The 18,379-nt window shown below is 45.8% G+C and carries 18 protein-coding genes and 1 riboswitch; of the genes, 15 read left to right on the top strand and 3 right to left on the bottom strand.

Annotation, left to right across the window (positions count from 1 at the left end; translation table 11 throughout):
- The first annotated feature begins 264 nt into the window (after positions 1 to 264).
- From ASD24_RS15725 to ASD24_RS15690, 8 genes are all read left to right on the top strand, one after another.
- Entirely contained in the window at positions 265 to 495 is a 231-nt protein-coding gene (locus tag ASD24_RS15725; RefSeq protein ID WP_056697356.1) for a DUF896 domain-containing protein, read from the top strand.
- A gap of 84 nt (positions 496 to 579) precedes the next feature.
- Positions 580 to 1,554 carry a ring-cleaving dioxygenase gene (locus ASD24_RS15720; RefSeq protein WP_056697355.1) on the top strand — a complete coding sequence of 325 codons (975 nt, stop codon included), beginning with the start codon at positions 580 to 582 and terminating at the stop codon, positions 1,552 to 1,554.
- A gap of 286 nt (positions 1,555 to 1,840) precedes the next feature.
- Positions 1,841 to 2,929, top strand: a complete 1,089-nt coding sequence (locus ASD24_RS15715; RefSeq protein ID WP_056697362.1) for a low temperature requirement protein A — start codon at positions 1,841 to 1,843, stop codon at positions 2,927 to 2,929.
- 149 nt (positions 2,930 to 3,078) lie between these two features.
- A complete protein-coding gene (locus ASD24_RS15710; protein WP_056697354.1) occupies positions 3,079 to 5,865 on the top strand; it encodes a glycoside hydrolase family 3 C-terminal domain-containing protein in 2,787 nt (928 codons plus the stop codon).
- Between the two features lie 20 nt (positions 5,866 to 5,885).
- Complete coding sequence (locus ASD24_RS15705; protein WP_056697353.1) at positions 5,886 to 6,080, top strand: hypothetical protein; 195 nt, start codon at positions 5,886 to 5,888, stop codon at positions 6,078 to 6,080.
- A gap of 195 nt (positions 6,081 to 6,275) precedes the next feature.
- The gene (locus ASD24_RS15700) at positions 6,276 to 6,503 is read left to right on the top strand and encodes a hypothetical protein (RefSeq protein ID WP_056697352.1); all 228 of its coding nucleotides are present in this window, start codon (positions 6,276 to 6,278) and stop codon (positions 6,501 to 6,503) included.
- A gap of 109 nt (positions 6,504 to 6,612) precedes the next feature.
- Positions 6,613 to 7,176 carry a hypothetical protein gene (locus ASD24_RS15695; RefSeq protein WP_056697350.1) on the top strand — a complete coding sequence of 188 codons (564 nt, stop codon included), beginning with the start codon at positions 6,613 to 6,615 and terminating at the stop codon, positions 7,174 to 7,176.
- Positions 7,177 to 7,369: 193 nt separating this feature from the next.
- Positions 7,370 to 7,798 carry a VOC family protein gene (locus ASD24_RS15690; protein WP_056697348.1) on the top strand — a complete coding sequence of 143 codons (429 nt, stop codon included), beginning with the start codon at positions 7,370 to 7,372 and terminating at the stop codon, positions 7,796 to 7,798.
- Between the two features lie 120 nt (positions 7,799 to 7,918).
- Here the strand turns inward: ASD24_RS15690 and ASD24_RS15685 are convergent, their stop codons facing one another.
- On the bottom strand, positions 7,919 to 8,797 hold the full coding sequence (locus tag ASD24_RS15685; RefSeq protein ID WP_056697347.1) for a hypothetical protein: 879 nt from the start codon (positions 8,795 to 8,797) through the stop codon (positions 7,919 to 7,921).
- Positions 8,798 to 9,030: 233 nt separating this feature from the next.
- Here ASD24_RS15685 and ytxJ point away from each other — a divergent pair, with 233 nt between their 5' ends.
- Complete coding sequence (gene ytxJ, locus ASD24_RS15680) at positions 9,031 to 9,570, top strand: bacillithiol system redox-active protein YtxJ (protein ID WP_056697346.1); 540 nt, start codon at positions 9,031 to 9,033, stop codon at positions 9,568 to 9,570.
- A gap of 135 nt (positions 9,571 to 9,705) precedes the next feature.
- On the opposite strand, the gene ASD24_RS15675 is transcribed toward ytxJ, so the two are convergent.
- The gene (locus ASD24_RS15675; protein WP_056697345.1) at positions 9,706 to 11,007 is read right to left on the bottom strand and encodes an alpha-glucosidase/alpha-galactosidase; all 1,302 of its coding nucleotides are present in this window, start codon (positions 11,005 to 11,007) and stop codon (positions 9,706 to 9,708) included.
- A 192-nt stretch (positions 11,008 to 11,199) separates the two neighbouring features.
- On the opposite strand from ASD24_RS15675, the gene ASD24_RS15670 reads away from it, so the two are divergent.
- From ASD24_RS15670 to ASD24_RS15645, 6 genes are all read left to right on the top strand, one after another.
- The gene (locus ASD24_RS15670; RefSeq protein ID WP_056697344.1) at positions 11,200 to 12,042 is read left to right on the top strand and encodes an AraC family transcriptional regulator; all 843 of its coding nucleotides are present in this window, start codon (positions 11,200 to 11,202) and stop codon (positions 12,040 to 12,042) included.
- Between the two features lie 74 nt (positions 12,043 to 12,116).
- Positions 12,117 to 12,307: riboswitch (cobalamin riboswitch) on the top strand.
- A 104-nt stretch (positions 12,308 to 12,411) separates the two neighbouring features.
- A complete protein-coding gene (nikB, locus tag ASD24_RS15665; RefSeq protein ID WP_235540612.1) occupies positions 12,412 to 13,422 on the top strand; it encodes a nickel ABC transporter permease in 1,011 nt (336 codons plus the stop codon).
- Complete coding sequence (gene nikC, locus ASD24_RS15660; RefSeq protein ID WP_056697343.1) at positions 13,423 to 14,256, top strand: nickel transporter permease; 834 nt, start codon at positions 13,423 to 13,425, stop codon at positions 14,254 to 14,256.
- Positions 14,257 to 14,269: 13 nt separating this feature from the next.
- Positions 14,270 to 15,871, top strand: coding sequence for an ABC transporter substrate-binding protein (locus tag ASD24_RS15655; RefSeq protein ID WP_082560434.1), 1,602 nt, complete (start codon positions 14,270 to 14,272; stop codon positions 15,869 to 15,871).
- The gene (locus tag ASD24_RS15650) at positions 15,871 to 16,662 is read left to right on the top strand and encodes an ABC transporter ATP-binding protein (protein WP_056697341.1); all 792 of its coding nucleotides are present in this window, start codon (positions 15,871 to 15,873) and stop codon (positions 16,660 to 16,662) included. The genes ASD24_RS15655 and ASD24_RS15650 overlap by 1 nt, the downstream gene beginning before the upstream one ends.
- A 2-nt stretch (positions 16,663 to 16,664) precedes the next feature.
- Positions 16,665 to 17,495 (top strand): ABC transporter ATP-binding protein, encoded by an 831-nt coding sequence (locus ASD24_RS15645; protein WP_056697339.1) that lies wholly within the window; start codon positions 16,665 to 16,667, stop codon positions 17,493 to 17,495.
- Positions 17,496 to 17,625: 130 nt separating this feature from the next.
- Here the strand turns inward: ASD24_RS15645 and udk are convergent, their stop codons facing one another.
- Positions 17,626 to 18,258, bottom strand: coding sequence for a uridine kinase (gene udk / locus ASD24_RS15640; RefSeq protein WP_056697338.1), 633 nt, complete (start codon positions 18,256 to 18,258; stop codon positions 17,626 to 17,628).
- Between the last annotated feature and the right edge of the window lie 121 nt (positions 18,259 to 18,379).

Raw genomic sequence — 18,379 nt, 5'->3', positions numbered from 1 at the left:
ATATTATAAATAATTAATAAATTCAACTAATCTTTTTATACGAAAACGAAGAGGACAGAAATAACATGGAGAAGCGAAGCGCTCGCCTGAAAGCTTTCTATAAGAAAGCTACATCGGAAGCATAAGCTTATCCCCGGATTTACCTTTATAAAAAGGGGATCAAAAAAATCTGGGGATAACAGCGATCGGAGGGTTAATCTGGCATCGGAGTGGCAAGTATAAACATTCTTTAGTTGAATACAAACCATATAAGGAGAGATCAAGATGATTATTCCTACATTAGATCGCATCAATGAACTTTCAAGAAAAGCAAAAGAAGATGGATTAAACGAAATGGAGCAAGCGGAGCGGACTCGTCTGCGACAGGAATATTTGCAAACGTTTCGGGGTTCGATTAACGACATTCTGCTGAACACAACCATCTATGATCCGAATGGCGACGATGTTACTCCAGACAAATTGAAACAGGAACAAGCAGGCCAAAAACAAGACTGAATCATTTTTGAACTAATATCTTAATATTAAGACAAAATACAAAAACAACATCACAATCAACCATTCCCTAAGGAGGAATTTATCATGACACTTCAAACCGCAGGTATCCACCACATTACAGCTTTTGCAGGAGATCCACAGGCCAATGTTGACTTCTATGCAGGTATTCTCGGACTTCGTTTGGTGAAAAAAACAGTTAACTTCGATGCTCCTGACGTATACCATCTGTACTTTGGTGACGAAGGCGGAAGCCCAGGAACGATCATCACGTTCTTCCCAGCAGCCGGATCTCCAAAAGGTAAAATTGGCGGCGGTCAGGTAGGGATTACCTCTTATGTCATTCCTCCTGGGTCTATGGACTTCTGGCAGGATCGTTTAGAAAGTTATAATATTCAGGTAACGAGAACAAGCCGTTTCAACGAACAATTCCTTCAATTCGAAGATAGCGAAGGCCTGCGGCTGGAGCTGGTTGAGCGTCAAGAGGGCGCTAATAGCACTTGGACACATGAAGGGATTGCAACCGACCAAGCCATTAAAGGATTTGGAGGTGCCGTATTATTCAGCGTCAATCCGGCAAGAACAATGGATGCACTAGATAAAATTCTTGGATTCAACAAAGTCGGTGAAGATCAGGAGTATGTACGTTATCAGTCTTTTGGTGACATTGGCAATGTAATTGATGTGCCTGTGGCGCGTATGCCGCTTGGCGTAGGCGGAGCCGGTACGGTTCACCATATCGCATGGCGTGCCAAAGATGATCAGGAGCATCAACAGTGGGGCGAGGCTGTATATCAATACGGCTATCAACCAACACCAGTGCGGGATCGTCAGTACTTTAACGCTATTTATTTCAGAGAAGCCGGAGGCATCCTGTTCGAGATTGCTACAGATCCACCGGGATTTGCGAAAGATGAGCCTGTAGAAACGTTGGGTCAAAAATTGATGCTGCCAGAATGGTTCGAGAAATACCGTACACAGATTGAAGACAATCTGCAACCAATCCAAGTTCGTACGTTGGAACCAGCACGTACAGCCATCCCAATGGAAACGACCGTTTAATTACAGCAAGGCACCGCGTGCAGAAATTGCACGCGGTGTGTAATTTGGCTATTTAGATTGAACTAGACATTTACACAAGAACGGAGAGGGCAGAAATAACATGAAGAAGCGAAGTGTTCGCCTTTATCCCCGGATTTGCCCTTAGAAAAAGGGAATCAGAAAAATCTGGGGATAACAGCGATCGGAATGTTGTTCTGTCATTGGAGTGGTCAGTGTAAATATTTTCAGTTCAATCTAGATAGCAATGTGCAACGAGATGAAATTGAACGAAGGAGTATGAAGGATGATTATGGAGAAGAAGGTTACCTGGCTAGAGCTGTTCTACGATCTGCTTTTTGTAGCTGCGGTGGCCAAAGCGAGTCATGTGTTGTTACATGCCGAACATGGAGTGATTACATTTGAATATCTGATGAAGTTTGTATTGATTTTCATTCCAGTCTGGTGGGCATGGGTGGGTCAGACCTTATTTATCAATCGGTATGGCCAGGATATCTTCATCCATCGTGTATTTCTCATCCTACAGCTCTTGTCTGTTATGGTGATGACAGCGAGTCTCTCGGTTGATTTTGACCAGCATTATCTATCCTTCTTCGTGGGTTATATCGGTTCTAGGGTATTCACGATGATTCAATATTTCACAATCCATAAGACTAAGAGTGAGCAGCAACAACAAGCCGCTCGTTTCCTAGGTCAATGTTTCCTCATCGGTATATTAATCTCGACGAGCTCCCTGTTCTTTGATTCATGGCTTAGATACGTGATTTTGTATGCTGGGATTGCGGTAGATATTATTCTTCCTTTGATTGGACGCAAAAAACTGGTGAAGGTGCCGATTCATACCCATCATTTATTGGAACGGTTCGCGTTGTTTACACTCATTCTGCTGGGTGAATCGGTAGTTAGTATCATTGCTGTCCTACAATTGGATCACTGGGATCTGAAGTCAGTGCTGTTCATCGCATTTACATCTGTATTTGTTATTGCACTGTGGTGGCAGTACTTTGATAACGTAGAGAAGAAGGTTAGCAAAGAAATACAGACGGCTGGTCAAGCAATTATATATGGACACTTGTTCATCTACATCTCTATGAGCATGATCGCAGCTTCAATTCAACTGTTGTATTTGAATAAACTCAATTATTTGTTCATGCTGGGCTTTGTGTTTGGATCAGTGCTGTTGTACTTTATGTCCACTTCGCTGGTGTTTCACCGTTACAGATATACACATATGCGACTGAGACCGTATCATTTGGCGATTATGCTTGGCGTCATTGGAACCTTTATCATCATAGATCTAATCTATCGTGTGCCGAATTATGCAATTGTAGGAGAGAACATGGCGTTCTTCCTCATCTATGCCAAAATGACAACATGAATAAATAGCGCATATTTAACCCCGCAACTTCAGAAGTTGTGGGGTTTTTCGTCTTCCTATGAATATCCTCATTTATTTTCTTATAGGGAATCTGTTAATATGAGACTAGATCCAAGTGAAACTACTCAGATACACAGGAGGGAAACCATTTGAGCACAAATTTAATCGGCGTTCCATTGGAAGGGTTTGCAGACTTTAGTCGAACAGTTGCGGCAGAAGGTGCCGTATTGTTAAGAAACGAGGGGAATCTTCTTCCGCTTCAGCATAACGAAAACGTTTCAGTTTTTGGTCGAATCCAGGTTAATTACTATCGCAGCGGTACAGGCTCAGGCGGAAGTGTACATGTAGCATATACAACGAACTTGTTAGACGGATTACGCAACAAAACCAATCTAACCGTGAATGAGGAACTCGCTTCGGTATATGAGAAGTGGATTGAAGCCAATCCATTCGATGATGGCGGCAAAGTATGGGCGGCAGAGCCATGGAATCAGAAGGAAATGCCTCTGACTGACGAATTGGTAGCACAGGCGAGAAGCAAATCTACCAAAGCCATTATCGTCATCGGACGTACAGCAGGTGAAGATCAGGATAACGCAGACGCGCCTGGAAGCTATCAGTTGACGGAAGATGAGCAAGCAATGCTGAAGCAGGTGACGAATCATTTTGAACAGACGATTGTGGTGTTAAACGTTTCTAACATCATTGATATGAGCTGGCTGGATGACGAGAGCTATGTACATCCCATTCAATCAGTCATCTACTCATGGCATGGGGGTATGGAAGGTGGTAACGCCATTGCTGATGTATTGGCAGGAGACGTTACGCCAAGTGGTAAATTAACCGATACCATTGCGTATTCCATTGATGATTATCCTTCAACGAGCAACTACGGGAATGAGTTCAAGAACCTATACCAGGAAGATATTTACGTAGGCTATCGATATTTCGAAACGTTTCGACCTGAAAAAGTACAATTTGAATTCGGTTATGGGCTATCGTACACCGCATTTGCAACCGAATATGAAGAGGCCAAATGTGTCTCCAAAGAGGGAGAATCCTTCCTTGAGGTGAATGTAAACGTAACCAATACAGGAAATACGTATGCAGGCAAAGAAGTTATTCAGGTGTACTACGAAGCACCGCAAGGCAAGCTAGGCCAGCCTCTAAAATCATTAGCTGCATTTGGGAAAACCAAACTGCTTCAGCCTGGAGCATCCGAGCGTCTGAAGATCAGCTTCCCGGTTCATACGATGGCATCTTACGATGATGAGGGTGTAACAGGTCACGTGTCTGCGTATGTATTAGAAGAAGGCACGTATCGCTTGCATGTGGGGACAAGTGTCAAACAAGTAGAACACGTTCTTGTTGACGGTCAAGAAGGCTATGTGGTCGAGGCGCTTCAGGTTGTAGAGCAGCTTCAAGAAGTTATGGCACCGACCGAAGAATTTACACGTATGAAGCCAGGTTTACGCAAGGATGACGGTTCATACGAACTGGTGTACACAGCGGTGCCGAAACGCCAAGTTTCCACAGCTGACCGGATTCAGCAGAATCTGCCTCAAGCCTTGGAGCAAACAGGGAATCAAGGTTACAAGCTGAGAGATGTAAAGGATGGCAAAGTGAGTCTAGAAGCCTTTATCGCTCAGTTAAGTGATCAAGATCTGGCTGCCATTATTAGAGGTGAAGGAATGAGTAGTCCACTAGTTACCTCCGGTACGGCATCTGCATTTGGTGGGGTTAGCGACAGTCTGTTCAACTACGGCATTCCAGTGGCGTGTACTGCGGACGGCCCATCCGGTATTCGTATGGATAGTGGAGAGAAGGCAACGCAGGTTTCCATCGGAACGCTGTTAGCAGCTACATGGAATACAGAGCTTGTCGAAGAACTGTATGTATTGGAAGGGCAGGAGCTCTTGAGAAATCAAGTGGACACATTGCTGGGGCCTGGATTAAATATCCGCCGCAGTCCGCTGAATGGACGTAACTTTGAGTACTTCTCAGAAGATCCGCTGATCTCGGGCGTATTTGCTGCGGCATGTACGAAAGGCATTATGAAGGGCGGTTCTAACGCCACGTTGAAACACTTTGCATGTAATAACCAAGAGAAGCACCGCAGTAAAGTGGACGCCGTTGTATCTGAACGTGCGCTCCGCGAGATTTATCTGAAAGGCTTCGAGATCGCTGTGAAGCAAGGCGGCGCGAATTCGATCATGACTTCCTACAACCCGATTAACGGTCACTGGGCAGCTTCTAATTATGATCTGAACACAACCGTTCTTCGAGGAGAATGGGACTTCCAGGGAATCGTGATGACCGACTGGTGGGCGATTATGAATGATGTCGTTGAAGGTGGAGAAGCCGACCGGAAATACACCAACTGGATGATCAGAGCTCAGAATGATCTGTACATGGTTGTTCCTAACTATGGGGCAGAGATTAACAGCTGGGATGACAACACCATTGAATCTTTGGAAAATGGAACCTTAACTCGCGGGGAGTTACAGCGCTCTGCTATGAACATCTGTACGTTCATTATGAATGCACCAGTCTTCTCTCGAAAACATGAGATTTTGGAGACCATTGCTTCATTCCAAGCGAATGAATCTCTTTCAACCCAACAGGCTCAAGCGCTCGCTGAGAATACACAAGTGAAACCTGCTGTGAACGAACCTGTATATATGAAGGTAGACCAAGCAGGACAATATCGAATCATCGTACAGATCATGTCTCCAGAGCCTGAGCTCGCTCAAAGTGCTTGTAATGTGCTGTTGAACGACCAATTGATGACAACGATCCAAACGAATGGTACGGAAGGAAAATGGATCAGACAGAAGCTTGTCAAAGTAGAGCTTGCAGCCGGCGTGTACGAATTGAAGTTAGATTTCACTAAACCAGGCTTGCAGATCGACTGGATCGAGTTTAAACCACTGTAAGGTCAGGAGTGTTGCAAGGAATGAAAAGGTACAATTTTTGGAGTCCACTACTGCTGATTGCGGTGGCGCTGATTACGAGAAGCCTGGTCACAAACCTAGGCTTAGTGTTCGGTATGTCGCATGAAGCAGCGAGTAACATTGCCATTATTGCCATGATAATTGCCGCACTGATCATGTTTAATCGCTTGACCAAGGCTCGTCGTAATCGTAAATAATCCATTAGTTAGTTCTAACATGTAGTATTAGAAGAAGACACCCAAGAGGGTGTCTTCTCTTCATAGACGCTGAGGGTTATGCAGTGGGATAAGTTGGTGTTAGTGAAGATGAAGTGACGGATATCACAAATGTGCTATAATAGAGCTATTCAGCCTGGAAAAGTACTGGCTATGGATGGGAGAGGTAACTGATCTATGCAGGTATTTGAAGACTGGAATCAGAAAGTGAAAAAAACGTTTAATGCAACGAATCCGGCGGTTGTGCTTACAGTTTCCGAAGCGGGCAATGCACTAGGTCTATCCAAAGACCAAATGAAGCTCTATGTGGATAAGAATAAGCTAACGAAGGTTCCGATCATGAGAAGTGTACACAGATACCTCTTATTGAAGAGCGAGATAGATGATATCGTTAATAAACGTTAATCTCATAGGATTGTGACATCAGCCATTTAACCGACATGTATCTCGGGGAGTGGTTGTTTTTTTTATATGGTTAGTTTTGCATAAGTCTGTATAAAAAGGAGAGACGAGCATGACTACCTTATCAAGATGGTTTTATAATCGGGTAAATTGGAAGTGGGTTGTGTCTGCGATCGTTCTATTTACCTGCTTTATCGCATTCATTTTGCCATGGCAGGCTGCGGAGTCCAAAGAGGCTACCGGAGGAGGAGAATCTCCAGATTCGTCCTTTTGGTATACTGCCAGCGATCTCTATCAAATGGCAGAAAGCTATGGTGAGTCCGGACGGAGTGCCTATATTTATGCAAGGTTTACGTTTGACCTCATCTGGCCGTTAGCCTATCTCTTTTTATTGGTAGTTCTAATATCAGCGCTCTACCGGGTGCTCCCTGCTGCGAGTCATTGGCGCAAATTAAATCTGATTCCACTGGGTGGCTGGGCTTGTGATATGTTAGAAAATATAGGCGCTTCGATAACGATGTATCGTTATCCGCTCCGCACACCTGTCATTGCCGAACTGACACCGGTATTTACGATTGTGAAGTGGTGCCTAATCTATGCTAGTTTTGCCGCACTCGTGCCAGGGGTGATTCTTACGATCATCCATTACGTCCGCGTCCGGTTGAATAAGGGATAACGTCGTGATCAAGGGATAAAATCAGTATTTTAGGACAATCCTACCTCAGGGTAGCTATCGGTTAATAGGGAAGAAGGGGAGAAAACTGCTATAGCTAGATCCTTGCTTGCCAAAAGGACAATCTGTCATTTATACTCTTGGCGCAAGGCCGTAGCATGAGACGAATTTATAAGTCCAAGGAGATGAATAATGCATGGCAATCAGCTTGAATGTGTATCTAGTAACAGATGGTAATGGACGTGAAGCGGTGGAGTTTTACAGAGATGTGTTTAATGCAGAGGTACTAGCCATTCAGACATTTGGTGAAGGTCCGTCTAGCCCAGATCATCCGATTCCACCTGAAGCCAAAGATCGTATTATGCATGCCTCCTTGCAGATTGGTGGCTCTGTATTGATGCTGTCCGATACATTCCCTGGCATGGAACACACCATTGGTAACCATATTACCGTTACAGTGAACACAGACACAGCCGATGAGGCAACACGTATTTTCAACAAGTTGGAAGTTGGCGGAGAAGTGAAAATGCCGATTCAAGAGACTTTTTGGAGCCCGGCTTACGGATCAGTGACTGATAAGTTTGGTGTTCAGTTCCAGATTAGTTGTACGCCGAACAACGCATAATTTCATAGCATTATAATATGAAGAAAACCTCATGGACATCAGCAAGATTGTCCTGAGGTTTTTTGGTTTTATTTCAACATAATATGGTACTGCACAAGCAGCTAAGCAGCCTGTGATGAACTAGCCTTCCTTTTGAATTTTGGATGGGTTATTGATTTTGTAAGGAACCGGATTGCGAGTGAGCTTCTTCTTAATGATTTTGCCTTCAAAAGAAAGAATGTCCCCCACTTCAAGCTCTTGCTTCTTCATTGTGGCACTATGACTAGACCAGGCTTCGCCAATTTCAATGAGTTCAGGCTCAGTAATCGCCACTGCTTCATAGATAATGACTTCATCGTCATTATCCGAGAAGTGATTCGGTACAGTCGTGAATTCTTTAACAACAGCAGACATCTTCACTTTGCCCTCGGGCAGATCAATCTTAATGGCTTTTGATTTACTTGCTGTTTTCGCTTTCGGTTTAGCATCCGCAGTAGTACTGTTTTGGGGACCAACATACTCCTCGACCAATCCATCTGGATCGCCGACGAGACCCGAAACGCGATGATCCTCATCATCGATGTAGTCCATATGATCAGGGTATTCGGAAGGGATCGTTGCCGTTGGTGGTGCAGATGCTTCAATATTTGGTTCATCGTTAGTGCTAGGCTCGTTCTTTGAAGTCGACGTTGTTGTCGTTGCAGTGGTTGATTCGCTCACCTTAACAGTCCCAGCTCCTGCCAAACCTCTAGCACTGTAGCTAGATGCTTGCATTTCCTTCAGATACGAAGGATGGATACAGTGCTTTTGCTCATTATCCAGTTGAATGACCGCAGCCATATGATCCACATAACCCAGGATGGTGCAGGGCAGATTGAGCCCGTTTCCTTTATAATAGAACGTTTTGAGCTTGGTGGCTTTACCCGAAAGTAGCCCCCACTCCTGACATTTTTCAATGAGTTCATCTTCGCTTTCCAGCGCTATATACTGTTGTGGTTCAATCATAAAAGCATATGCCATAACGCATTTCCGCCTTTCTCTGGTTCTCTATGTTCATCGTATCCAAATTACAATCAGTGTATCACAAAAGTGTACCGTGACATAAACATATCCGTGCGTTTGCATTGAGTGTCTATGGTATAATTTTTCTAAGCGAGACACGTTGAACATACAATCAATTAGCAAGCCGTGTACCCCAAGTATACCTTGCGTTATGCTGTGTATATACCCAACATCTGCGGGAGGTAACTTCGATGAATCTAAAAGTAAATCATCAGCTTCTATGGAGTTTAGTGGGCATCGCTATCGGGACGAGTATCGGTATAGCTACGAATCAGACAGCGTTAGGTGTTGCATTCGGGATCACCCTTGGCATATTAATCGGTTCTGTTGTTAGCAAAAGAATTCGTTCTGATTCGGATGAGACGCTCCGTGAACATGTGAGTGAATTGATTAAACCAAGAGACTGGCAGGAAGCACTTCAGAACTCGGAAGATCATCCTGTACTTATTCTTAAACATAGCACCACCTGTCCGACGAGTGCTCGTGCCTACCGGGAATTTATGGCCTTTGTAGGCTCCAATGCATCCGAGTCTGGACAGCGAATGGACTACCATATTGTCAAAGTGATCGAAAGTCGCGCGCTTTCTCGCCACATTGCAGAAGAGACAGAGATTATCCATCAATCACCGCAGGTGCTGCTGATTGAACAGGGGCGTGTCATCCAACATACGTCTCACGGTAAAATAACGAAAAAGAGATTAAGTCAGTGGGCCCAATATCCGTTCAATTAATGGAGAACGATTAGCTAAGCAAGGTAGCGAGCAATCAGCATGTGATTTGGAGGTGTGACTTCCAAACGACCTACCTTATTCCAAAAGTAAAGTAAACGCCGTTCCCTCTTTATGAGGCGAACGGCGTTTTTTATATTATGATGTGAATTTTGGCAACCAGTCACCGTGAGCTTCAATCAAGTCATCACACATGGCAACGATGTCGTCGATGGACAACTCAGCAGCGGTATGTGGATCAAGCATTGCGGCATGATAGATATGATCCTTTTTACCTGTGATTGCAGCTTCAATCGTTAGCAGTTGAGTGTTGATATTGGTACGATTCAGTGCCGCCAGTTGTGGTGGCAGATCGCCAATGTACGTTGGGCTAATGCCAGATCCATCCACAAGACAAGGCACCTCTACACAAGCTTCACGTGGCAGGTTCGTGATTAAACCAGTATTCATGACATTACCGGCAATTTTGTAAGGGCGATTGGTCTCCATCGCCTCCATAATGTGGGAAGCGTACTCCCGGCTGCGGGTATGCTCAATGTTTTCGCTAGCGAACAGCTTTTCACGCATTTCTTTCCAGCCTTCAATCTGGTTCACGCAGCGACGTGGATATTCATCCAGTGGAATGTTGAACCGTTCAATCAGTTCAGGATAGTTACGTTTGATAAAGTATGGATGGTACTCAGCGTTATGCTCGGACGATTCCGTTACATAGTAGCCAAAACGCTGCATCAGCTCAAAACGAACCATGTCATTATGCTGTTCTTTTTGTTTTTCTTTCGCTAAACGTTTGATCTCAGGATAGAGATCCTGTCCATCACGCGTTACTTCCAGCAGCCATGCCATGTGGTTAATGCCCGCAATCTTAGCAACCACGCCTGTCTGATCGATGCCCAGGGCATCAAACAGATGAGGCACACAGATCTGCACACTATGACACAGTCCTACCGTTTTGATGCCGCCATGCACGTTCATGACATTGGTAAGCACGGCCATCGGATTCGTGTAATTCAAGAACCAAGCGTCTGGGCACACTTCCTGCATATCCCGGGCAAAATCGAGCATCACCGGAATGGTACGTAGGTTGCGGAAGATTCCCCCAATACCAAGTGTGTCCGCAATCGTCTGACGCAGTCCATATTTCTTCGGAATTTCAAAATCGGTAATAGTACACGGATCATATCCGCCCACTTGAATTGCATTAATGACATATTTGGCTCCGCGCAGAGCTTCTTTGCGATCCGTATATACTTTCACGCTACAGCGGCTTCCCAGAGAACGTGCCATGCTAGTTAACAGACGCTCCGAATCGCTCAGACGCTCGGCATCAATATCATACAAAGCCAGCTCGAAATCTTGCAGTGCTTCGGTCATCATAACGTCACCTAATACATTTTTGACAAAGACGGTGCTTCCTGCACCGAGGAATGTAATTTTGCTCATCTAAAGTTCAGCCTCCCTGAATTTGTTGTACCTTCACTATAGGCTCATTGGAGGAGGATAACTATGGTGCAACCTATCTTAAATATGGCATAATCCCATTTATGGTGTCGCTTACAGAGACAATAAGCCCTATTTACCTGTTATAATTTAAATAACATTTGTTATGTGTATCGACGGAAGGAAGTGCGTGATATGAGTCGAATTGAAATGAATGTGGTTTCTTTAGATTGGACACAGATGGAGCTGGTACTGCTCTTTTTCGGGTGGGAAGCTTGTGAGCCGTCTCATTATTGGGGGCCTGGTGTCCGCGATTCCTACATCATTCATTACATTCATGAAGGGCGAGGCACGGTGCAGATGGAGAACCGGGAATACCATCTGTCACAAGGACAGGGATTCATCATTGTTCCAGATACGATCATCCATTATGAGGCAGATGCAAGTGATCCATGGACATATTCGTGGTTTGGATTCAGAGGTGTACATGCCAAGACATTTATGCAGCGAGCCTATCTAAGTCCAGAACACCCGGTATTTCAAGCTCAAGACCCTGTATGGTTTGAACGATTGTACACCGACATGGTTCAGGCTTCATCGCGACATGGCGGAGATATATTCAGCCAGAGCCTGTTATATCGGTTAATTGCGGAGCTGATCGCCTCTTCTCCCGAAACAGAAGAACAGACACATCGTCCTGTGTCCACCAAGGAAGAATATATCCGCCAGGCTCTTCAATATATGGAGAATAGGTACAGTCAGAAGACCTCGATCCTGGATATCGCTCAATCTGTGGGGTTAGATCGTACGTATCTCTCAGGGCTTTTCAAGGAGCGGTATGGCAAGTCACTTCAGACGTTCTTCCTTGAATATCGAATCCACCGGGCGGCTGAGCTGCTGCAGAACCCTGTATTGTCCATTAGTGAGGTAGCCCATTCCGTAGGTTACACCGACCCGTTGTTATTTTCTAAGATGTTCAAGCGGGTAACAGGAGTGTCCCCCAAAGCATCAAGATTACAGCCTAATCTAACGATATAAATCGATTATTTTAATTTCACGTAATAAAAGTTTTGAACATTATTGGCCTGCCAGCTATACTTGTACAGAAACCAATTGAATATGTGGAATTAGGTGCTTTATCGATTCAGATAAAAGCTTAATAGGGAAGTCCGGTGTAATACCGGCGCGGTCCCGCCACTGTAACAGAGGAGTTATACAGCGTATTGCCACTGGTGTAAGCCGGGAAGGTGCTGTCTGACGATGATTCTGGAGCCAGGAGACCTGCCTAATTTAACGACACGTTAGTAACCTACGGGAGATAGGAAGGTGTTTAGAGAAGCATGATTTTTTCTGAAAATCTGTCTATTTAAGGCGTCCTTAACCGGTAACACGGAGAAGGGCGCTTTTTTGGTAGAACGGGATAGATCGTACCATTCCATTGCAGAGCGATGGAGCTTCGGGGAGAGGACGTCTGAACGCGTGAGCAGATACATCATTAAAAGATTAGTTCAACTGGTAGCCGTATTGTTCGGCATTACCTTTCTGACTTTCCTGTTAACCTACTTGTCTCCAGGAGACCCGGCGAGGCTAATGCTGATGTCCACGGGGATCACGCCAACCGACGAGTTGGTCAGACAGGTGCGAAGTCAGCTTGGGCTCGACCAGCCCTTTTGGATGCGTTATGGGACATGGCTGGGGCAGGTGCTGCAAGGTGATTTTGGTACTTCCTATAAATATGATCGCCCTGTAGTGGACATATTGTTGTCTCGTCTACCAGCAACACTACGGCTAACAGGCAGCGCTATGCTTATCGTCATCGTGATCTCTTTTCCACTGGGGATTCTCTCGGCAATTTATCGGAATAAATGGTTGGATTATGTGATTCGTTTATTCTCTTTTGCTGGGTTGTCCATGCCAAGCTTCTGGCTGGGAATGTTACTCATGCTCGTATTTGGCGTTCAATTGAAGCTGCTGCCAGTGATGGGGAGCACGGGATGGAACAGCCTCATCCTGCCTACCTGTACGCTGGCAGTTCCGCTGATTGCACAATACAGCAGGCAGATCCGAGCGGTTATGCTGGATGAAATGTCTCAGGACTATGTGAGCGGAGCGAGATCCAGAGGTGTGAAGGAGAGACAGGTCATTATGCATCATATTTTGCCGAACGCACTCTTGCCGATTGTGACCTTGATGGGCATGTCTACCGGGACATTATTAGGTGGTGCAGCCATTGTAGAGAGTCTGTTTGTGTGGCCAGGCGTAGGTCAGATGGCGGTAGATGCCATTTTCACACGGGATTACCCGTTGATTCAGGGTTATGTCATGTGGATGGCGACGATATATGTCACGCTGAATCTGCTTGTTGATCTATGGACGCATCTGCGGGATCCTCGGATTCGACTGGAAGTGGATGTGTAGATGAGCGAAATGATGCAGGTATTCAAACAAAATCGTTGGTTTACGTTAATTCTAGCCTTAACCGGATGCTGGATAGTTCTAGCGATGATTGCACCGATCTTGGCACCCCATGATCCACTGACAACGAACTTTGCCCATGTGCTGCAACCACCTAGTGCGGAGTATCCCTTGGGTACAGACCAGCTTGGGCGATGTATATTGTCACGTCTTCTGTATGGGGCGCGCACCTCGTTACTTCTCACCTTTATGATGACGGGTATAGTCTTCGTACTGGGTGTGACGATTGGCATGATATCGGGATTCGCTCGGGGTGTAACAGATACCATATTAATGCGTTTAACAGATACACTCATGGCTTTTCCAGGGTTGATCTTCGCTATTGCTGTAGTTGGCATGTTGGGACCAGGATTATTCAACACGGTGGTGGCTCTGTCAGTGGTGTGGTGGGCGAAATACGCACGTCTTGCCAGAGGGCTTGTCATTTCATTACAGCAAAAGGAGTATGTCGCGGCCGCCGCCTTCGGCGGTGCACGGTGGAGTCAGATCCTTATCAGGACGATCCTACCCAACATGATCTCACCGCTAATCGTCATGGCTATGATGGATGTGGGCGGCATGATGTTATCCATCTCGGGTCTATCCTTCCTCGGACTTGGTGCACAGCCACCTGAACCGGAATGGGGAGCAATGCTGAATGAAGGCAGACGATATCTACAGACTGCACCATGGTTGTTAATTTATCCGGGGCTCGCGATATTTGGCACGGTTATGATCTTTAATTTATTGGGAGACAGCCTTCGAGATGTGCTTGATCCTAAGAAAGAAATCAAATAACGGGGGAACGAAAATGAACTTTATTCGCAGGAAGTCACTTATGCTTATGGCGTTATCCATCGTGATGTTATTTGTGCTTGCAGCATGTGGAAGTGCATCCCAGACAACCGATGGAACGGACAAGTCTGGGCAATCAGCGCAATCCGAGCAAACGGATCAGAGCCAACCGGGAAAGCCAACCCACTTGAACGTTGCGTTATTTTGGCTTGGCAGCAATCTGGATCCTGCAGAGGAATGGAATGGCTGGACACTTACGCGTGCAGCAATTGGGGAGACGTTGGTTCAATTTGATGAAAATATGAAGTTGGTTCCCAAAATTGCGGATACGTGGGATCGGATCGATGAGAAGACATGGCATTTTCATATTCGTGATGGCGTAACGTTCCACAATGGCAATAAGGTGACAGCAGAGGCTGTGAAAAAATCGATTGAGCGCTCACTGGAATTAAATGAACGGGGGCAGTCCACGTTACCGATTGCTTCCATGACAGCGGAAGGACAGGACCTTACGATTAAGACGACGGAGCCTTACGCATCGCTGCTTGGAAATATTGCCGAACCACTGTTTGTCATCGTGGATACCACTGCGGATACATCCAAGTTCAGCAGTGAGCCTATCGCTACAGGACCATTTATGGTGACATCCTATACCCCAGATCAAGAGATTCAGGTGAAGAAGTATGATGGGTATTGGGACGGTGCCGCCGATCTAGACACAATGACGCTAAAGTATATCAAGGACGATAGCACGCGTGCGCTTGCCTTACAATCCGGTGAAATTGATGTGGCAAGTAATGTTGGTCGAAGCACACTCGCATTATTTCAAGATAAGAACCAATATACGATTGATGAAATCCCGAGTCTACGAACACAGTTTGTCTGGTTTAATCTGAAGAACCCATTCTTGAGTGATCCTGAAGTGCGCCATGCCATTTCCTATGGTATTGATCGGGACATGTATGCGAACACACTTGTGGGGGGTCAGGGAGCCAAAGGGCCGTTCACGTCAGCTCTCCCATTTGGATATGATCAAATCAACGGATATAGCTACGAACCCGACAAAGCTAAACAATTGCTCGATGATGCGGGCTACAAGGATACTGACGGCGATGGTATTCGGGAAAAGGATGGAGAGAGAATATCACTCCAGTTGATCCTCAACACGGCTTACGAATCGGATTCCATTGTAGCTGCTGCGATGCAGTCCCAATTGAAGGAGATTGGTATCCAGTTGGAGATGACCTCTTATGAAGACCTGACGGATCATCAGAAGAGTGGTAATTTCGATCTCGCTTTAACCAGCATTAATACGGGGATTACAGGAGATCCGCAATATATTCTCGATTTCTACTTCAAGACCGGAGCCGAGTGGAACGTAGGTGGTTATAGCAACAAGAAGCTGGATGCTGTGATCAATCAACTGCATTCGGAATTCGATGTGGAGAAAAGGTATGCATTGGCGGCGGAAGCGCAACAGATGATTCTGGATGATGCGGCATATCTGTTCGTGACCTACACGCCAATCAATATTGTTAGCAAAAGCACGGTCCAGGGGGCGACGATGTATCCGATCGACTTCTACTTGCTGGATCGTAAGATCAAGGTTGACCAATAATGAAGCCGCTATTAGATATACGGAATCTTTCGGTGACGTATCAGAGCGGATCAGCCGCGCTGCGAGATCTGTCTTTTACTATGGGACCCGGTGAGATCGTGGGCATTGTAGGCGAGAGCGGCAGCGGGAAGTCTACATTACTTCGTGCGATACTTGGTATGTTACCCGATGGAGGGCAATGTACGAGTGGAGAGGTTATTTTTCAGGGAAGGTCGATATTAAGCTATTCTCCGGCAGAGTGGAGCCAGATTCGGGGTAAACGGATAGCGATTGTATTTCAGGCGAGTGGTTCGTATCTCAATCCGATTCGTAAAGTGGGAAGCCAATATATTGAGGCCATTCGTACCCATTTCAACATATCCAAGAAGACAGCCTACGACATGGCGCTGAACATGTTATCTGGGATGGGGTTGCAAGATCCACAGCAGATTATGAATGCATATCCTAACCAGCTCAGTGGCGGAATGAAGCAACGAACGGCTATTGCCATGGCGGTAACGATGGAGCCGGAACTTCTCCTGACCGATGAACCCACCAGTGCATTGGATGTAACGACCCAGCTCGAAGTGCTGAAACGTCTGCATGAACTGAGAGATCGAAAAGGAACAGGCATCATCATGGTAACGCATAATATGGCGGTTGCAGCCCATATGGCGGATCAGATCGGTGTGATGCAGCATGGGACACTGGTTGAGTATGGAAAGGCGGCTAATCTGATTACGAATCCACGAGAAGAGTATACTCGGCAGCTATTACAAGCCGTACCCGAGCTTGATCTGGGAGGCCAATGAATATGAGACATGGTGTAAACCCGATTCTGGAGTTGAAAGATCTGTGCAAGACGTATGAAGCGAAGGGGCAAAAGGCAGTGCATGCTCTACGTTCGATCAACTTAAATCTCTATCCAGGCGAGTGCCTAGGGATTGTTGGTGAAAGTGGTAGTGGTAAGAGCACCCTTGCCAAATGTGTGACACATCTGGAGAGAGTGAGTTCAGGGCAGATCAGGTATCATCAGCAGGATATTACTCGATTGAAGGGAGAGGCACTGAGGCTGCAGCGCAAGCAGATTCAGATGGTTTTTCAAGAGCCGTCGGCGATTTTTAACCCACGCTTGAAGATCGGAGCCTTTATTAGTGAACCTCTGGTGAACTATGGCATATCTAGACGCGGACAGGCTGGCGAAGAAGCACTTCAATTGTTAGAACGAGTAGGGTTACCGGTATCAGCTGCCAGTAAATATCCCCACGAGCTGAGTGGTGGTGAGCAGCAGAGGGTTGTCATCGCCCGTGCCATGGGGGTTCAACCGGATATCATTATCTTTGACGAAGCAACTTCGGCGCTGGATGCCTCCATCCAGCAGCAAATCCTCCAGCTGTTGAAACAGCTTCGTGTGCAGACGAATATCTCCACGATTTTCATCTCTCACGATCTAGCCGTGGTACAGCAGGTAAGTGACCGGATTGCGGTGATGCATCAAGGAGAAGTGGTTGAAGTGGTGGAAAGTTCGCAGTTGAATCATTCGGCTAATCATCCCTATACCCGTAGTCTAATGGCCTCAGTGCTGTCGGTAAGAGAGATCAGGCAGCAAATGCAGGTAGGCGTCCTCCAAGGTATTACAGGATAGAATGGTATTGCATTGGTTGAGCGAGATAGATGGAGCGATAACAAAAGGAACATAACAAAAGGGTTACCTCAACGTCATGTAATGACATCAGGGTAACCCTTCTTTATTGATTAAGTAGCTTCACCAATATTTAAGATTGATTCCAGTTCTCTCCGGTGAGGTATTTCTCGGTGAGGATGGATAACATCTGAATGCCGACTTCATTATGTCCACCTTCTGGAATAATGATATCTGCATATTTTTTGGATGGCTCGATAAAAGCATCATGCATAGGTTTTACGGTTTCGAGGTATTGCTTGTACACGGATTGAATCGTCCGTCCGCGTTCCTCGATATCCCGCAGCACTCTGCGCAGAATCCGTACATCGGAATCCGTGTCTACGAACACCTTAATGTCCATCAAGGCACGTAGCGTTTCATCGATTAGCACATGCAATCCTTCTACAATGACGATATGGTTCGGTGCCAGTTCAACCGTCTCATCGGCAGCACGGTTATCTATGGTGAAGTCATATACGGGAGCATACGCCGCTTGGCCTTTTTTCAACAGGGTGAGATGCTCAATTAACAGATCATTATCAAAAGCAAAGGGATGATCGTAATTGGTTAGTCGACGTTGCTCAGGGGTGAGCTGTGACTGGTCTTTGTAATAATTGTCTTGGGATATAAACGTTACTTTACCTGTTCCCAGACGGTCTATAACGGAGCGAGCTACCGTCGTTTTACCGGATCCGGTTCCTCCGGCGATACCAATGATGAGCATGGTTATTCCATAAACCTCCCTAGAATGGCAGCATGATCATGGATAAAGAGTGTGATATCTGATCTATTCATCACTCTTATCCACATGTCTGTCTGTGAATGCACAATTCCTTTATTGTACC

It is taken from the genome of Paenibacillus sp. Root52, assembly GCF_001426865.1.
In the GTDB taxonomy this organism is placed as follows: domain Bacteria; phylum Bacillota; class Bacilli; order Paenibacillales; family Paenibacillaceae; genus Paenibacillus.
Note: the sequence above shows the minus strand (reverse complement) of the source record. Positions and strands in the feature narration are given on the sequence as shown.